Genomic DNA, 15822 nt, shown 5'->3' with positions numbered 1-15822 from the left:
TACACAAGAGTTTGTGAAATAGAGGGACATGAAAATTTCACAACAAACCTGATGCAAGTTACTTCGCGGGGAGGAATAGGCTTTGTTTGAAAAATTAAGCCAAATTTTAATACCTATTGCCGGTAAACTGAACAACAACCGCTATCTTACTGTATTGCGTGATGCATTTATGTTGTCATTTCCATTAACGGTTTTCGGCTCTATTATCGTCGTTATTATTAATCTGCCGTTTCTAAAAGGGTGGATGGGCGAGGGCAATCTGACGACCTTTCAGAATCTGCTGAATATTGCGCCTAATGCAACACTGAATATCATGACCATGTTCGTGGTCGTCGGGATCGGGTATTATCTATCCCGAAGTTATAAGGTAGAGCCGATATTTGGCGGCATGATCGCTTTGGCCAGCTTCCTGATGCTGACTCCGTTCATGCTGACTCAAGAGAGTGGCGCTACAATTGCAGGTGTTATTCCGGTCGACCGGATTGGGGCCAAGGGCATGTTCCTCGGGATGATCGTCGCTTTTATCGCGGCTGAGATTTACCGAAAGGTGACGCAGCGGAACATTATTATTAAAATGCCTCCGGGCGTTCCCCCGGCAGTTGCCAAGTCTTTTGCCGCATTGCTGCCTGCGTGTATTACGCTGGGAATATTTTTAATCATCAACGTAGTGGTCGCTTTGACGCTTCACAATAATCTGCATGACTTGATTTATCATGCCGTTCAGGCACCGCTGGTGCATTTGGGCAGTGGTATTATACCTACACTGATTGCTATTTTCTTTGTTCAGCTCTTATGGTTCTTTGGGCTTCATGGTCAAATTATCATCAACTCGGTCATGGACCCGATCTGGAATACGCTGGCACTTGAAAACTATGAAGCGTACTCCAAAGGATTGGAACTGCCACATATCATCACCAAGCAGTTTGTAGATATTTATACAGTAGGTATCGGTGGTACAGGTATGACACTGGCCGTGGTACTCTCGATTCTGTTCTTCCTTAAGAGCAAGCAATTGAAGCAGGTCAGTAAGCTGGCCCTTGGACCGGGTCTGTTTAATGTCAATGAGCCCGTCATATTCGGTTTGCCGATTGTGATGAATCCGCTTATTTTTGTCCCATGGGTCATTTCTCCAATGATCGTTACGCTGATTACTTACTTTGCCATGTCCACCGGGATTGTGCCGCCGCCAAACGGGATACAGGTTCCTTGGACGATGCCGTTGTTCTTTAGTGGAATGATGGCTACGGGCTCCCTAATGGGTGGTGTGCTGCAACTATTTAATATGGCTGTCGTCTTTGTCATCTGGTTCCCGTTCCTGAAAATTATTGACCGGATAAATGTGCGTAAAGAGCAGGAAGAGGAGCTTAGCCAAGCAGCCATTGCGGGTAAGGATCAAACTATTGGAATGTAATGTGAATGAGCTACTAGATTAGCGGCTTATTCTTTGCAAAAGAGAGAGGAGTAGAGAGCTGTGAATCATACCGAAATGAAAGATATAGAGCAGCAAACCATTCAATACCGTTTTCCGTCCGACTTCTGGTGGGGTTCCTCAGCTTCGGCTACCCAGACGGAAGGAACTGTGGAGGGAGACGGCAAAGGACCGAACATTTGGGATTATTGGTTTGAGCAGGAGCCGAACCGTTTCTATGACGGGGTCGGTCCAGCTGATACGTCTCGTTTTTATACGCGCTACAAAGAAGATATTGCACTGATGAAGGAGCTAGGCCATAATTCGTTCCGGTTCTCCATCTCCTGGTCGCGGCTGTTTCCAGCGGGAAGGGGTGTAATGAACGAGCAGGCCGTTCAATTCTACAATGCAGTAATAGAAGAGTTGCGTCAGGCCGATATTGAGCCGTTTGTGAATCTGTATCATTTTGATTTACCAATGGCTCTACAGGAAAAGGGAGGCTGGGTGAATCGGGATACGGTCGAAGCTTATGTGGATTACGCCAATACCTGCTTCGAGCTGTTCGGGGATCGTGTAGCCAAATGGTTTACGCATAACGAGCCAATTGTCCCGGTGGAAGGCGGCTATCTGTACGATTTCCACTATCCGAATGAAGTGGATTTCCGTAAAGCTGTACAGGTGGGGTATCATACCCTGTTATCGAGCGCCAGCGTCATTCAGGCATACAGAAAGGGAGGCTATAAGGGCAAAATTGGCATTATTTTGAACCTGACGCCAACCTATCCGCGTAGTCAGCATCCGGCAGACGTGCAGGCTGCTGAAATATGCGATGCGTTCTTTAACCGTTCCTTTTTAGACCCATCTGTGACGGGAGAATTTAATCCTTTGCTCGTGGAACTGTTACGCCAAGAGGATTTTTTACCAGTAACGGAAGAAGGGGACCGGGAGATTATACGTCAGGGTAAGGTTGACCTGCTGGGCATTAATTATTATCAGCCACGCAGAGTCAAGGCCCGCGAAAGTCTGCCGAACCCGGATGCGCCTTTTGTACCGGAACGTTTCTTCGATTATTACGTCATGCCTGGTCGCAAAATGAATGAGATGCGGGGCTGGGAGATTTATGAGAAGGGAATATACGACATTTTGACTAATGTCAGAAAAAATTATGGTAACATCGAATGCTTCATTTCAGAAAATGGAATGGGTGTTCAAGGCGAGGAAAAATTCAGGGATGCACAGGGCATGATCAACGATGATTATCGCGTTGACTTTATCCGTGAGCATCTAAAATGGGTTCAACAGGCCATCTCAGAAGGCTCTAATGTGAAAGGCTATCACCTGTGGACGTTTATGGACAACTGGTCCTGGTCGAACGCCTATAAAAACCGCTATGGCTTTGTATCAGTCGATCTTCAGGACGGAGGTAAACGATCCGTTAAACAAAGTGGGTACTGGTTTAAGCAGGTGATCGAGAATAACGGATTTTAAGGTGGTCCTCTGGACCGCCTTTTTTTCTTCATCACCGTCGAGAGCTGTGCTGTACGCCGCTGGTGAGAAAGTATAATGTTCGGTATACTTACTTATACCTAATACCTTAACGTCCCGCCTGCAGAACAAAAAGAACCAGCGCTACCGATGTTTTGGTAAAATGCTGACATAAAACAATTTTTAGTACAGGTGGTAGACTGATGAATAAATACGAGCGAATTGCACAAGAGGTCAAACAGCGGATTATGGATAAAACCTATAGCGGTGATGATCCGATTCCCGATGAAATCTCGCTGGCAAGTGAGTTTCAGGTGAGTCGGATGACGATTAAGAGGGCATTGGATACGCTGGTGATGGAAGGACTATTGAATCGTAAAAGAGGACACGGGACCTTTATCGTCAAATCGGTTCACAATGGACCTGTTAACGTCGTGGTGAATGAAATGCTGGGGTTAACCAACGTCCTGCGCGGAAAAGAAATCAAAAATAAAATTGTAGCTTTTGATGTTCAATTTCCATCCGAGGAAGTAGCGGCTCATCTATTTATTGATGCCAATTCTCCTGTATATCACGTCATCCGTCTGCGTGTTGTGGAGGGCGAGCCCTATGTTATCGAGCGCACTTACATGCCCACGAAGCTGATTAGCGGCATTACCGAGCAGGTGCTCTACGGTTCGGTGTACAAACATATTAAGGAGGAGCTGGGCCTTAATATTGTGGGCTCACATCGTACGATCCGGGCATCCAAGTCAACAAGACTGGATCGGGAGCATTTGGACTGTGCGGCAGACGATCCGATACTGGAGATCGAGCAGGTGGGTTATCTGGATACGGGTATACCATTTGAATACTCATTCTCGCGGCATCGGTACGATAAATTTGTGTTTACCACGGTGAATCGGATGCGTTGAGCGAGTGTGTACGAAACGGATGGTAAAAAGCAAACATGGCAGTAGAAGCTTCCTTATGTGGGTGCTTTCCTGCCATGTTCTTTTTAATGAAGCGAATTAATGACCAAGCAATCTTACTTCATGCACCGTCGGGGTATACCAGTTGTTCGGATTATTGAACAACACCGCAGTGACAAGATTAATTCGCACGTAGCGTGCCTGGAAGTTAACCTTGTCACTGGTAAACCCATACGCAGTATTACTGGTGCGGTCAATCGTGGAATAGCTAGTTCCATCCGTGCTGTATTCGATTTTATATTTATAATACGCCTCAGAACCCTTGTACATAAACCAGGAAATATCCACTTCGCTGATCGTCTTCGTGCTGCCCAGATCAACCTGCCACCAAGCGGGCCAGGATGCAGATGCAGTCTTCCATGAGGTTTGGGCGTTGCCGTCATTCGCCAGCGAAGCGGGAGAGCCAGATGCGGCTGAGTTAGCAGTCGCTGTTTTGCCTTGCGCGTGATTCACAAGAGAAGGCAAAATCACGTTGCCTGTCGTAGCATCCAGATCCCATCTGCTGTACCAGTTCAGCGTTGCTGTTTTACTGGAGTCATTCAGGGTCAGCGGTAGCCATATGAACTTGTGGTCGCTCAGATTGAGCGGATTCCAACGGTCGCCCATATAAATGTAGCTGGTGCCTGCGCTCCCTGTAATGGTGGCGATGGAGTGAATCTGCGAGCCGTAGGCCGCCGGATCACCGAAGGGTGAAAGAGCAGACCAGCTTCCCGTCATGGAGCTGGCGGTTGCATAAGCACCCTGATTCGGATACCAGCCGGATGCCTGCGAGGTAAACAGATAGTAGGTGTTGTTCTTTTTGACAACAGCAGGGGCTTCACGGTAACCATTCTCAAAAATCCAACCAACAAACGATTGCACTCCTATATAATCGTCGGTCAGTTTGAAGATCGCCATCGTATCGTTGGCGCCGCCATTTTTTCGGGAAGCAGTAACGAGGTAGCCACTGCCGTCGGTATCTGTGAACACGGTCATATCGCGGGATTCATAATTCAGCGGGCGGAAGCTGCCTTGATAGGCAAAAGTTCCGTCTGGTGTATCGCTGGTAGCGACAGCTACGCGGCCCAGCGAATAATCGGTGCCATTTTCATAATGCGCCCATAGCACGTATTTTCCGGTTGCTTTGTTATAAATGACCTTGGGACGCTCAATTTTGCTGGAATTCAGCTCAGGGGCGGAATCTTTGGTGAGAATACTGCTGCGGAAGGACCAATTTTTCAGATCGGTTGAGGTATATACGTTCACTTTTTCAAATTTCCAGTTCTCGGCATGCTCGCCGTACCAATAGTAGGTAGAGCCTACCTTTAAAATGTTACCGCTGTTCGCCTGAATCGGGTTACCTGCGGTATCCTTCCAATCCGTTCCGTTGGTAATGGCTGTGCTTGCTGTTGCGCTCAAGGATAGTTTTGCATTGGCGGCGTCCAAACCATTCAGCGCTTGGTTCGCCTCGGTCCCGTAGGTTGCTTGAGTCACGCCTGTCGCACTGGCATGTGCTGCATTAGGCTCAAGACCTATACCAGCCACTGCGAGTATGATACAAATCCATGCGCCTAACCATTTGCTGTTGTTGATCCACTTCACGATATCATATGCCTCCCTTAATGCGGATAGGATGGGCCAGAACAGCTTGTCCGGCACCTCATCTTCGATTTTATCTTAATTGAAAGCGTTTACAAGTGGAATAAATTGAAGTTTTTAGAAAGGCGTTTCCCTTTTATCTACTTGCGGAAAGGTCATTGCTTATATTCTGAAATGTTTACGATTGTGCGTTTTGTCATTGACACGTTCACAAATTATTTCAAATTTAAAGTGACTGCAATCACACAGGCGACGATTTCTCGTCGGTATACTTGGCTGTACTTAGGTGGTGCACAAAGGGTGGCATGTATGGAAGCGCCTTTTGCCTTTTGTTCACCTTATTTTAGAGAGAAGAGGGATGCAAAGATGCTAAGTGAGCAAATCATTGCAACGATCAAATCGACTGTACCTGTTTTGGAGGTGCATGGAACTACGATCACCAAGCGTTTTTACCAAATGATGTTCGAGGCTCATCCTGAACTTTTGAATATATTTAATCACGCTAACCAGAAGCAAGGACGTCAGCAGGGGGCGCTTGCCAATACTGTATATGCGGCTGCACAGTACATTGACCGTCTGGAGGAAATCCTTCCGGTGGTGCGGCAGATTTCACATAAGCATCGCAGTTTGGGAATTCAGCCTGAGCATTATCCCATCGTCGGAAAATATCTGCTTGCCGCGATCAAGGATGTGCTGGGTGAAGCGGCTACAGACGAGATCATGGCCGCATGGACTGAGGCCTATGGTGTGATCGCTAATGTATTTATAGACGTGGAAGCTGAAATGTACAAGGAGGCGGAACAGCAGCAGGGAGGCTGGTCAGACTTTAAGAGCTTTGTTGTGCAGAAAAAGGTCAAGGAAAGCGATCAAATTACATCCTTTTATCTGGTGCCGCAGGATGGACAGGTGCTGCCTGCATTCGAGCCGGGACAATACATTAGTCTACAGGCGCATATACCGGGTGAACCTAACACCCACATCCGTCAATACAGCCTTTCGGCTGCACCGGGCCAGCCTTACTATCGGATATCGGTGAAGCGTGAGGATGCCATGGCGTCGCGTCCGGCGGGGAAAGTATCTGTGTATCTACATGAGCGAGTGCAGGAAGGCGATGTGCTACAGGTATCTGCACCGGCTGGCGATTTCATACTGGATCGGGTAGATCGCAGACCTGTCGTGCTGATCAGTGGCGGGGTTGGGCTAACACCGATGGTCAGTATGCTGGCTTCCTTGGCGGCATCTGCACCGGATCGGCCCATCACCTTTGTCCACGCAGCAGTCAACGGTGATAACCACGCTTTGCGTGATGAGGTGGAAAAGCGGGTCGGGGCCCATGCACAAGCTACAGCTTGGTGGTGCTACAGCAGACCAACGGAGCAGGATCGGCTGGCGCAGGCTTTTCACAAGGAAGGCCGTTTGGAACTGGCCTGGTTGCAATCTGTGATACCGGAACGTGACGCACAGTATTACTTTTGCGGCCCTGAGGGATTCATGCAATCGGTATACGGCCTGTTGAAGGAGTGGAATATCCCTGCTTCGGATATCCACTATGAATTTTTTGGCCCTGCCAGTGCGTGGGAAGCCGAAGCGCAGTGAGGTGTTTAAAAAGGCGAAGGATAGCTTCCTTCGCCTTTTTTGATCATCACGTATGGGGATTATATTTATTTGGCTGCTCGTGTTACATAAATGCTGTTAATCCTCAGACCGTCCCGTCCTGAGCGGGAGGTCGCAGAAACGCTGCTTGCTGCGGCATATACTGGCGTAAAGCCTCTGGAATACGGATCGAACCGTCTTCTTGCTGGTGATGCTCCAGCAACGGGATCAAAATCCGGGGCGAAGCGACCGCTGTGTTATTGAGCGTGTAACAATATCGCAGTTCGCCGTCCGCATTGCGGTACCGGATGTTGGATCGACGCGCCTGAAAATCAAGCAACTGGGACGACGAGTGCGTTTCGCCGTAAGCCTGTCGGCTGGGCATCCATGTCTCAATATCCACCTGCTTGTAGGTTTTTTGCGCCATATCGCCTGTACAGACGGCCATTTTGCGATAAGGCAGCTCCAGCAGTTGAAGCAGATCTTCCGCATTGCGCGTAATCTCCTGAAACATCTGCTCCGAAGCGTCCAGACTGGCTTCACAGATCACCACCTGCTCGACCTTGGCAAACTGGTGAACACGATATAGTCCATGTACATCTCTTCCGGCCGAGCCGACCTCATTGCGGAAGCACACTGATACGGCCGCCAGTCGGATCGGGTCCGTAACATCCACGATCTCACCGCTGTAATACGAGACCAGCGGAACCTCCGAAGTACCGACGAGCCATTGGTCCTCTCCGGCGATGCGGTACGTCTGATCCAGCCCGAGCGGGAAAAAACCAGTGCTGCGCATCGCCTCCGCACGTACCATCAGTGGAACGTCCAGCAACTGGAACCCCCGTTCGGTCAGCAGGTCCACTGCAAGCTGCTGTACTGCCCGGTGCAACGCGACCCCCGCTCCAGTCAGGTAGTAGTTCCGGGTACCGGCTGTTTTGACACCTCGAGGGACGTCGATCAGCTTGTGAAGCTCACCGAGCGCCATATGATCGCGTGGCTCAAATCCGAAGTCCGGGACCGACCCGACCCGCTCCAGTTCTACATTATCCTCATCCGATCTGCCCCGTGGTGTATCTGGCGAAACGATATTAGGAACCATAAGCATGAGCTGTTGAAACTGCTCCTCCACTTCCCGATGCGGTGCTTCCAGACGGTCTAACTGTCCGTTAATTTCTTTGACCCGCCGCTTGGCTTCTTCCGCCTGATCGCTCTTTCTGGCATGAATCAGTGCGCCAATATCCTGACTACATTGATTCCGCGTCTGACGGAGTTGCTCCACTTCCTGAAGCAACTGCTTTCTCCGGTTATCCAGGGTGAGCAGCTCTGCAACCGAGACCTGTATTCCTTTTCCATTTGCTGCTGTCTGAATCTCTTCTTGATGTTCTCTGATCCACTTGATATCCAACATGACACCGCACTCCTTTTCGGATAAAAATACAAAAAGCGCCCTCATCCACATGGGACGAGGAGCGCTCTGATCTCGCGGTGCCACCCAAATTGACCGGACAGCATGACAGATGTCATGACTCTCCAATCCACTTTGCTCCGCTATAACGGGCGGTTCCGGTTCACTTAGGAATACATGTTCATATCGTACACTCATGTATGTTCCTTGGCGTAAACGCCTCCGAGTTGGATGCTCTTCACGGGCGTAATGTCGTTTTCTTTTTTGTTAGTATACGGATTTTTGGCAGGTTAATCAAGCTACAACAACTTTTTAAGCTGCGATATACGGCTTTGTGACACGCCAAGCCATTGTGCATATTCGCCCTGCTTGGCATGGGGATGTTCATGTACCATTTTTCTTAGACGCTCGACTAATCGTTGTGATGATTGGTTGACTCTCTTTCTTTTATACGCAGGTTTCTTAACCGTTCGAGCAGGAGTGCGACTAACGCCTATATTTCCTTTTAGCTCTTGTATACAGTTTTTACATAAAAGTGAATCCCTAAAATAGGTCAGGTCTTCGTCAGCATTACATAGGTTACAAGCGACCCCGATATACTTTCGTATACTCACAAAACCCGTTTCGATATCCATATAAAATTCTAAAGGATCGCCAACATCGATAGCCATAGACATCCGCATTTCTTTAGGAATAACGATTCGGCCTAATGAATCTAAAGATCGAGTCATACCTGTATTCTTCTTCATCTTGCTCCCTCCTACTTCATCTGTCTTGGCAAAGCTCATTCCTCCAGTTGGGCACTTGCCTGATCGAACACTTGTTGTATGAGCTGGCTTATGCGAGCTTCTGAGATACCCAACATGCCAGCATATTGCTGTTGTGTAGCATGTGGATGGCTTTCATATAGATCTAAAAGAAGTTGGGCCATGATCTCTTTGGGTTGAAAGACTTGTACACGCATAGATACGGTCTTGAGCATATAGTTGCAATTTTTACATATGAGAAAGCCTTTGAAACCACTTAATTCTTCGGTAGAGAGACAAAAATGACAAGACTGCCCATAGTATCTTTGTAGTAATAGCGTACCTGTCTTTTCATCTGCAAAAAATTCAATAGAATGACCGTGAAAAATATCGCATGTATATAGGATTTCCTTGGGAATGACCAAGCGCCCTGTAGGGTCTAATTTTTTTGTCATTTTTACATGAGGCATTGCCAAAAAACCTCCTATTAGCAAGATAAAAAGCAATAAAATAGAAGTATTTATTGTACTTCCAAAAGGTGGTATTATCAGGAGTAGTCAAAACTTCTATCATATTAAAGTTCACGCTGAAAGGGTGGTTTATTATGGAAATCACACCCAAGATTAGAGCAGAATTAGAAAGATACCTAAAACAAGCAGGCTTGAGCATGACCGGGTTTGGACACATTGCTGGCATGAATCCGGGTACGGTGAGCGGTATTATAACGGGTAATCGTACCATTTCGGTGCACCAATTGGATCGCATTACGTTAGGAATGAATTTACCAGCAGACCATTTCTATGAAAGATATATTGAAGAAAGTGTGATAGATGCACCGCTGAACTGGAAAAGAATTAGCCCGTTCTTGTACCGCTGTGTGCAGTTTCAGCGCGTAGACTGTTTGCAAAAAGTAGTAAGTGTGCTGCTGGATAATCTGGGCTATCTTCCTTATCTCTTTGCATTAGCAGAAGATTGTTATAAACAAGATTATCGGGAAGCAGCGGCTTACCTATACGAGAATATCGCCGAGGGCGAAAAACAGCAGCATTCGGAACGACTTGCGATCTGCCAATATCGCTTGTTCACCCTTGCGATCGGAAAGGATCAGAATCGCAATATGGACGCCGCCGCCAAATTCGAATCGTTTGTCCATCGTTTGCATGAAGCCGACCAACTGGATGCACTGAAAGATTTAGCGAATGTGTACAGAGCATTGAGCCAGTGGGACAAGGTATATAAGTATGCAAAGCAGATGGGACAATTAGGGCAGGTTCAATATGATTTGGTTCACAACTCCAAGCGTAAAGGAAAAGAGCCACAAAAGAAGCTAAGTAGGCCGCTTTTTGTATACATAGCTTATGCTGAACTGCTGTGTGCTAATGCCTGTGATGCCAAGGGAGATCATGAGCAGGCATTAGTACATCTTCAAGGCTATACTGATCTAAGCTGGGTCAAGGAAAGTGACCCGGACACGCTCCATTGGTTGGGTCTATTTCAGCACTGGGCGAAAATTAATACGTATGTGAACAAGCTGATGTCAGGAGATGTGACTGTCCTGTCGGATTACGTAGAATATATAGCTGGCGAGAAAGAGATTTTTGCAGAACTCTTAAACGTTATTGAAGCAGCCAATCGCTATAACATAGATGTGGATCATATCCTTCGGCGCTTTGAACCTCAAATTACGGCGTATCAGGAAGTATTATCTACGGATATGTACACACAACAATTCTTACCACAGCAGTATGCACGGTTTTGGTATAAGATGGCTAAATACAGCCTGAATAAAGGTAGATATTCATATGGTTTCGAGTGCCTTTTAGTTGCTTGGGAACATGCTCTTACAATGAATAATCAACTGATTATTTCAAATTGTGTACGATTATTTGAGCGCTTTAGTGTGAATGCTGTTCTTGAAACAGGAAGAAAACTTCAAAAAATGTGGAAAGAAAATGATCAAAAAGATGGCTTTGCTCTTGGCAGCAGCTAGCTTTGTACTGGTACTGGTACTACCAGTGCAGGCTAAAGACCCTACCCTTGGCACATTCAAACCGCAAGAACACATTGGTTCAGCTTGATCCGAGCATAAATTCTTTACCATTGACCAGCCTAGCCGCTGGTCTTTTTTTGCTATATTTTGCTGATTTTTGATTGCTAAAATAGCCATTCATATTTCCACATTCCATCCTAAAATGAGATACATTAGGAGGGAATGCGCTATGAATACAGATGAAACGTTAAATCAACAGTTGGAAGATGCCCGGCAACGATTGCATGATCTGTACAAACAGTATGGTTTCGGACATGCCTGTGTGCTTGAACAGTCTATGTTGTTGGATGAACTGATTAATCAGTACAACCGTATGTTTCAGGCCAAGAAGCTGACCCAACTGATATAACCCAACATCCTCATGCTTTCAAAGCTACATCACCTACATTGTTTTTCTTGCCTTAGCATGACGCCTGGTTTCGTTCAAGTAAATAAAACAGATGCTGTTTATGCAAAACTATTCCTCCTCTCATCTAACTAGTATAATCATTCTATATAATGGCTTTTTTAAAAGAAAAATACAATAACATGTCATAAAATGTAATAAATTTTGGGGTGATAAGGTAAGATTTAATGCACATATTAATTTCAAAAACCAACCAATGACCAATAAAATCTATCCTTTGACCTAAAGGAAATGGCAATTCAAGCTTGTTAAAAGCTTTGGAGGGTTAGCTATCTAGGAGAGGGGATTCATTTATAGGGGATTATTGAACATTTGCGTAGAAAAACAGAAATCGTGTGATATAATTATTATTGAAATAATTACCATTGATTAAAAATTATAATAACAATGCAATATATTTATAATGTGATTTCACATGCAATTTCCTTCACTCTACTTTTTGCTCGATTACATAAGATTACATACTCACATGTTTATTAGCGTTGTTAGTCGCTTTTTTTGTGATTTTCTATGCAAAAAAAGTTTCTATAAAATAATATTATTGGAGGAATAATCTATGAAAAAGAAAAGTATTGCAATGTTTGCTCTATCATTAGCTCTATTTTCTGTTCCGGTTGTATCTGTTGCAAATGCTGAGGTAACTAATTCTAATATTGCTGTTAGTGAGTCAGCTACTTCACAGCCTAAAGTAGTTAAAGCCTACATAACTACAGAGAGTGGTTTGGAAGAAATCTCGTTAAATGAGTATCAAAAACTTCTTTCTCAAGAACAGCCACAGACAGTCACAGCTCAAGTTTATGATAGTGGAAATAGAATTAGCCCAATGGCTGATACTGGCCTTGACTTTGTTTCTAAGCGTAAATTAATTCAGTCCTTATATTATCCTAGCCAATTACAAGTAGCTATGAAAAGCGATGTAACTGACTATATTAAAAATTCAAGTAAAACTACCACAATAACGCAAATGGTGGGTTGGTCAAAAAGTTATACGTGGAGTGCGAATATGACCGTTTCTGTTAAATGGTCTGACGCAATAACTCAAGTGCTAGGAGGTGGCTGGTCGACTAGTGATACCTATACTTATACTAGTTCTCTAACTGTTAAGCCTGGATATCAAGCGAAACTACAATTTACCCCTTTTTATAAAGTGGTTACAGGGGACCTAGTTGGTTATAATTATGTGGATACGGTATTAGAGCGCATCCGTAATGTTACCATCAAAACCCCTGTTAAACTTGCGGGTGGTAAAGTACAAGGTGTAATCACTGTAGTAGAAACAAAGCTATAGTAATTAATTCATAATGTAAAAGAAGAAGGCTTAGGCCTTCTTCTTTTTTTTAGTACGCCCAGCATGGGCGTCATCTCTAGGGTGAAAGTCCTGAACGGGGGCTGGCGAGCGCCTACCGTTAGCCAAGGGCAAGGGTGTCCACCGTGAGGTGGAATCTGAAGGAAGCTGGAGGCAAAAGCACGGGCCAAGGTACACGAACTGGATTTGAGGCTGTGTCAGTCGGATGAGTCACCTAAACATGACGAAATCCAAAGCCGCCAAGGACTGACGCGGTATACTCCAGTGGTCGCGGGCAGAAAGATGGCGTTCTTATCTGGGGAGACCTGTCAGATAAGCAAGAAAAAAAAACTTGTAACCGTAGCCGAGAGGCTACGCTGAACGGACAGGAGTCAGCAGAAGCCATAGTACGTAAGCTGTTGCAACAACTTACGGAAGGGCTGAACCGAAAGGAGAGAGGAAACCGATGCGTTCGCATGAAGAGCAAAGACAGCCGAATATCTCGCAAGAGAGCTGCCAGCAAAGAGAAGCGGTGAAGCCGTCAGGGTATGCTGGAGCGCTGAGTTCTTCGTCGGCACAAGTCGCCCTATCCTCTCGCGAAGACCAGAACAACTTGCTGGAACGAATGCTCGAAGGAGATAACCTCAGGCTCGCATACAAACGAGTGGTGCAAAACGGAGGAGCGCCTGGTGTGGACGGTGTAACGGTAGCCAATCTACAAGTTTACCTGAATACGCACTGGGCAAGGGTGAAAACTGAACTTCTGACGGGAACGTACAGGCCTGCGCCAGTCAAACGGGTGGAAATTCCCAAACCCGGAGGCGGTGTACGGCTTTTAGGCATCCCGACCGTAATGGACCGATTTCTCCAGCAGGCGCTTTTACAAGGGATGAACCCGATCTTTGACGCGCAATTTTCCTGGTATAGCTACGGCTTTCGCCCGGGGAAAAGTGCACATGACGCGGTGAAACAAGCGCAAAGATATATCCAAAGTGGACTTCGCTGGGTCGTGGATCTAGATCTGGAAAAGTTCTTTGACCAGATGAATCATGACATGTTGATGGGAAGGGTGGCGCGGAAAGTGACGGACAAAAGAGTGTTGATGCTGATTCGTGCCTATCTGAACGCCGGAGTCATGGTGGACGGAAAGCTGGAGCGTAGCCGGGAAGGAACGCCACAAGGCGGCCCGCTTAGTCCGCTATTGGCCAACATTCTACTGGACGATTTGGATAAAGAATTGACGGAACGTGGCCTGCGGTTTGTGCGCTATGCGGACGACTGCAATATCTTTGTGGCGAGTAAGCGAGCAGGCGAACGTGTGATGGAATCGGTAAGTCGGTTTGTAGAAGGAAAGCTAAAGCTAAAAGTGAATGGGGAAAAGAGCGCGGTAGCCAGACCCTGGCACCGGAAGTTCTTAGGGTTCAGTTTCCTGAGTCAGAAGCAGGCGACGATTCGAATAGCACCGAAGAGCCTCAACGCATGTAAAGAGAGGATTCGAGAGCTGACAAATCGAACATGGTCCATTTCCATGGAAGAACGGATTCGCCGATTGAACCGCTATCTGTTGGGTTGGCTCGGTTATTTCCGTCTAGCTTCGGTGAAGACGCACCTCCAAAAACTGGACCAGTGGATTCGGAGAAGACTACGAATGTGCCTGTGGAAGCAATGGAAACGAGTACGCACACGAATCCGTGAACTCCGGGCACTTGGGGTTCCAGAGTGGGCATGTTTCAAGATGGCTAACTCGAGGCGAGGCGCATGGGAAATGTCCCGGAATACCAATAATGCCCTTCCTACTTCCTATTGGAAAGAGAAAGGGCTGAAAAGTTTGCTTTCACGTTATCTGGAGCTTGGTTAACCTTTTGGAACCGCCGTATGCGGACCCGCATGTACGGTGGTGTGAGAGGACGGGGGTTTACCGCCCCCTCCTACTCGATAAATATTCATATTCACTTACAGCTAAGTAAGCTACTCCAATAATCAAAGCTATTACGGCAAAAAACTTTAAAGAATCAAACGTTACATTATAATTAGGATTTAACGTTCCGGCTCCTATAATTGATGCACTAAGAAAGTAAGAAGAATACAATATAGCAGATATAAAACAAAATATTGTTCCTATCACAGCCCTATACATTGTTTGTTCATCCTCCTTTATAATATTTTGAAATATGTCCAAAAAATATAAACATGATTATTATAATCCAAAAGGTTACACACATCAACTTTTGGAGATTATCAATAGTCCTCACACCTACTGACCCTCTCAATCATCCTGACAGAATCAAAACGAAGGATGGATTGTTTGTAAAAAAACTTCAGTCAAAATGAAGTAGTTTATGGTCAGTCAACAGATGAGGAAACGCAAGAGAGGATCATCTACAAGAAAAAAGATGGAACCTTGCAACTGTGAAAGGAAGAATCCTACGGGGTTCTTCCTTTTTTTGTGGAAATCTAGAACGCTTAGATAAATCTGAACTATACACTCTACTTTATTTCTTTGGATGACTTACTTTTTTTCATCATGATCCTTCTAATAAAAATAAATACAAACAAAGATTAAGATTAGTGGGAATAAGTAAAAAGCATCGTTAAATCCTGCGGAACAGGACGTATATCATATTATAATGTAAATATACGACTATAAATGGAAATTTCATTAAGTATCTGTGATCAAGGTGGCAACTTTCTGATTTCGCGGTACGACCTAAATTGATCGGACAGCCTTTAGCCCTTCCATACTGGATTCGTCTCCAGCTCCTTCAAGCCCGTTGCCGTTTTTTTCGTGTAGTCTTCCCTGATAAAAATATAATCCGGGTTTCGTTTTTGCGAAGGAAGGGAGTAGGCTTTATCCAAGTTCAAAATGGGCTATAGTCTCTATAATGCTTTTTTAAT

Annotated in this window: 13 protein-coding genes; 8 read left to right on the top strand and 5 right to left on the bottom strand. The window is 45.8% G+C overall.

The window, feature by feature from the left end; translation table 11 throughout:
• The first annotated feature begins 82 nt into the window (after window positions 1-82).
• From celB to AC0WRU_RS24030, 3 genes are all read left to right on the top strand, one after another.
• Complete coding sequence (gene celB, locus AC0WRU_RS24040; protein WP_476126601.1) at window positions 83-1411, top strand: PTS cellobiose transporter subunit IIC; 1329 nt, start codon at window positions 83-85, stop codon at window positions 1409-1411.
• 75 nt (window positions 1412-1486) lie between these two features.
• Window positions 1487-2896 (top strand): glycoside hydrolase family 1 protein, encoded by a 1410-nt coding sequence (locus tag AC0WRU_RS24035; RefSeq protein ID WP_476128706.1) that lies wholly within the window; start codon window positions 1487-1489, stop codon window positions 2894-2896.
• Window positions 2897-3096: 200 nt separating this feature from the next.
• Window positions 3097-3807, top strand: a complete 711-nt coding sequence (locus tag AC0WRU_RS24030) for a GntR family transcriptional regulator (protein WP_476126600.1) — start codon at window positions 3097-3099, stop codon at window positions 3805-3807.
• Between the two features lie 96 nt (window positions 3808-3903).
• Here AC0WRU_RS24030 and AC0WRU_RS24025 read toward each other — a convergent pair whose 3' ends face one another.
• Entirely contained in the window at window positions 3904-5445 is a 1542-nt protein-coding gene (locus tag AC0WRU_RS24025; RefSeq protein WP_476126599.1) for a family 43 glycosylhydrolase, read from the bottom strand.
• A gap of 363 nt (window positions 5446-5808) precedes the next feature.
• Here AC0WRU_RS24025 and hmpA point away from each other — a divergent pair, with 363 nt between their 5' ends.
• The gene (gene hmpA, locus AC0WRU_RS24020; RefSeq protein ID WP_476126598.1) at window positions 5809-7038 is read left to right on the top strand and encodes an NO-inducible flavohemoprotein; all 1230 of its coding nucleotides are present in this window, start codon (window positions 5809-5811) and stop codon (window positions 7036-7038) included.
• 103 nt (window positions 7039-7141) lie between these two features.
• Here the strand turns inward: hmpA and serS are convergent, their stop codons facing one another.
• The 3 genes from serS to AC0WRU_RS24005 all read right to left on the bottom strand — a co-directional run bounded on the left by serS (window position 7142) and on the right by AC0WRU_RS24005 (window position 9656).
• On the bottom strand, window positions 7142-8443 hold the full coding sequence (gene serS, locus AC0WRU_RS24015; RefSeq protein ID WP_476126597.1) for a serine--tRNA ligase: 1302 nt from the start codon (window positions 8441-8443) through the stop codon (window positions 7142-7144).
• A 296-nt stretch (window positions 8444-8739) separates the two neighbouring features.
• Entirely contained in the window at window positions 8740-9189 is a 450-nt protein-coding gene (locus AC0WRU_RS24010; protein WP_025684660.1) for an AbrB/MazE/SpoVT family DNA-binding domain-containing protein, read from the bottom strand.
• A gap of 35 nt (window positions 9190-9224) precedes the next feature.
• A complete protein-coding gene (locus AC0WRU_RS24005; RefSeq protein ID WP_025684661.1) occupies window positions 9225-9656 on the bottom strand; it encodes an AbrB/MazE/SpoVT family DNA-binding domain-containing protein in 432 nt (143 codons plus the stop codon).
• A gap of 134 nt (window positions 9657-9790) precedes the next feature.
• Between AC0WRU_RS24005 and AC0WRU_RS24000 the strand changes: the two genes are divergently transcribed.
• From AC0WRU_RS24000 to ltrA, 4 genes are all read left to right on the top strand, one after another.
• Window positions 9791-11176 (top strand): helix-turn-helix domain-containing protein, encoded by a 1386-nt coding sequence (locus AC0WRU_RS24000; RefSeq protein WP_476126596.1) that lies wholly within the window; start codon window positions 9791-9793, stop codon window positions 11174-11176.
• A gap of 229 nt (window positions 11177-11405) precedes the next feature.
• On the top strand, window positions 11406-11585 hold the full coding sequence (locus AC0WRU_RS23995; protein WP_476126595.1) for a Spo0E family sporulation regulatory protein-aspartic acid phosphatase: 180 nt from the start codon (window positions 11406-11408) through the stop codon (window positions 11583-11585).
• A 613-nt stretch (window positions 11586-12198) separates the two neighbouring features.
• The gene (locus AC0WRU_RS23990) at window positions 12199-12930 is read left to right on the top strand and encodes a hypothetical protein (protein WP_476126594.1); all 732 of its coding nucleotides are present in this window, start codon (window positions 12199-12201) and stop codon (window positions 12928-12930) included.
• A gap of 463 nt (window positions 12931-13393) precedes the next feature.
• The gene (gene ltrA, locus AC0WRU_RS23985; RefSeq protein WP_476125132.1) at window positions 13394-14785 is read left to right on the top strand and encodes a group II intron reverse transcriptase/maturase; all 1392 of its coding nucleotides are present in this window, start codon (window positions 13394-13396) and stop codon (window positions 14783-14785) included.
• 869 nt (window positions 14786-15654) lie between these two features.
• Here ltrA and AC0WRU_RS23980 read toward each other — a convergent pair.
• Window positions 15655-15789, bottom strand: a complete 135-nt coding sequence (locus AC0WRU_RS23980; protein ID WP_476126593.1) for a hypothetical protein — start codon at window positions 15787-15789, stop codon at window positions 15655-15657.
• Between the last annotated feature and the right edge of the window lie 33 nt (window positions 15790-15822).

It is taken from the genome of Paenibacillus sp. 1-8, assembly GCF_056316205.1.
This window is presented reverse-complemented; position numbering and strand designations above follow the sequence as displayed.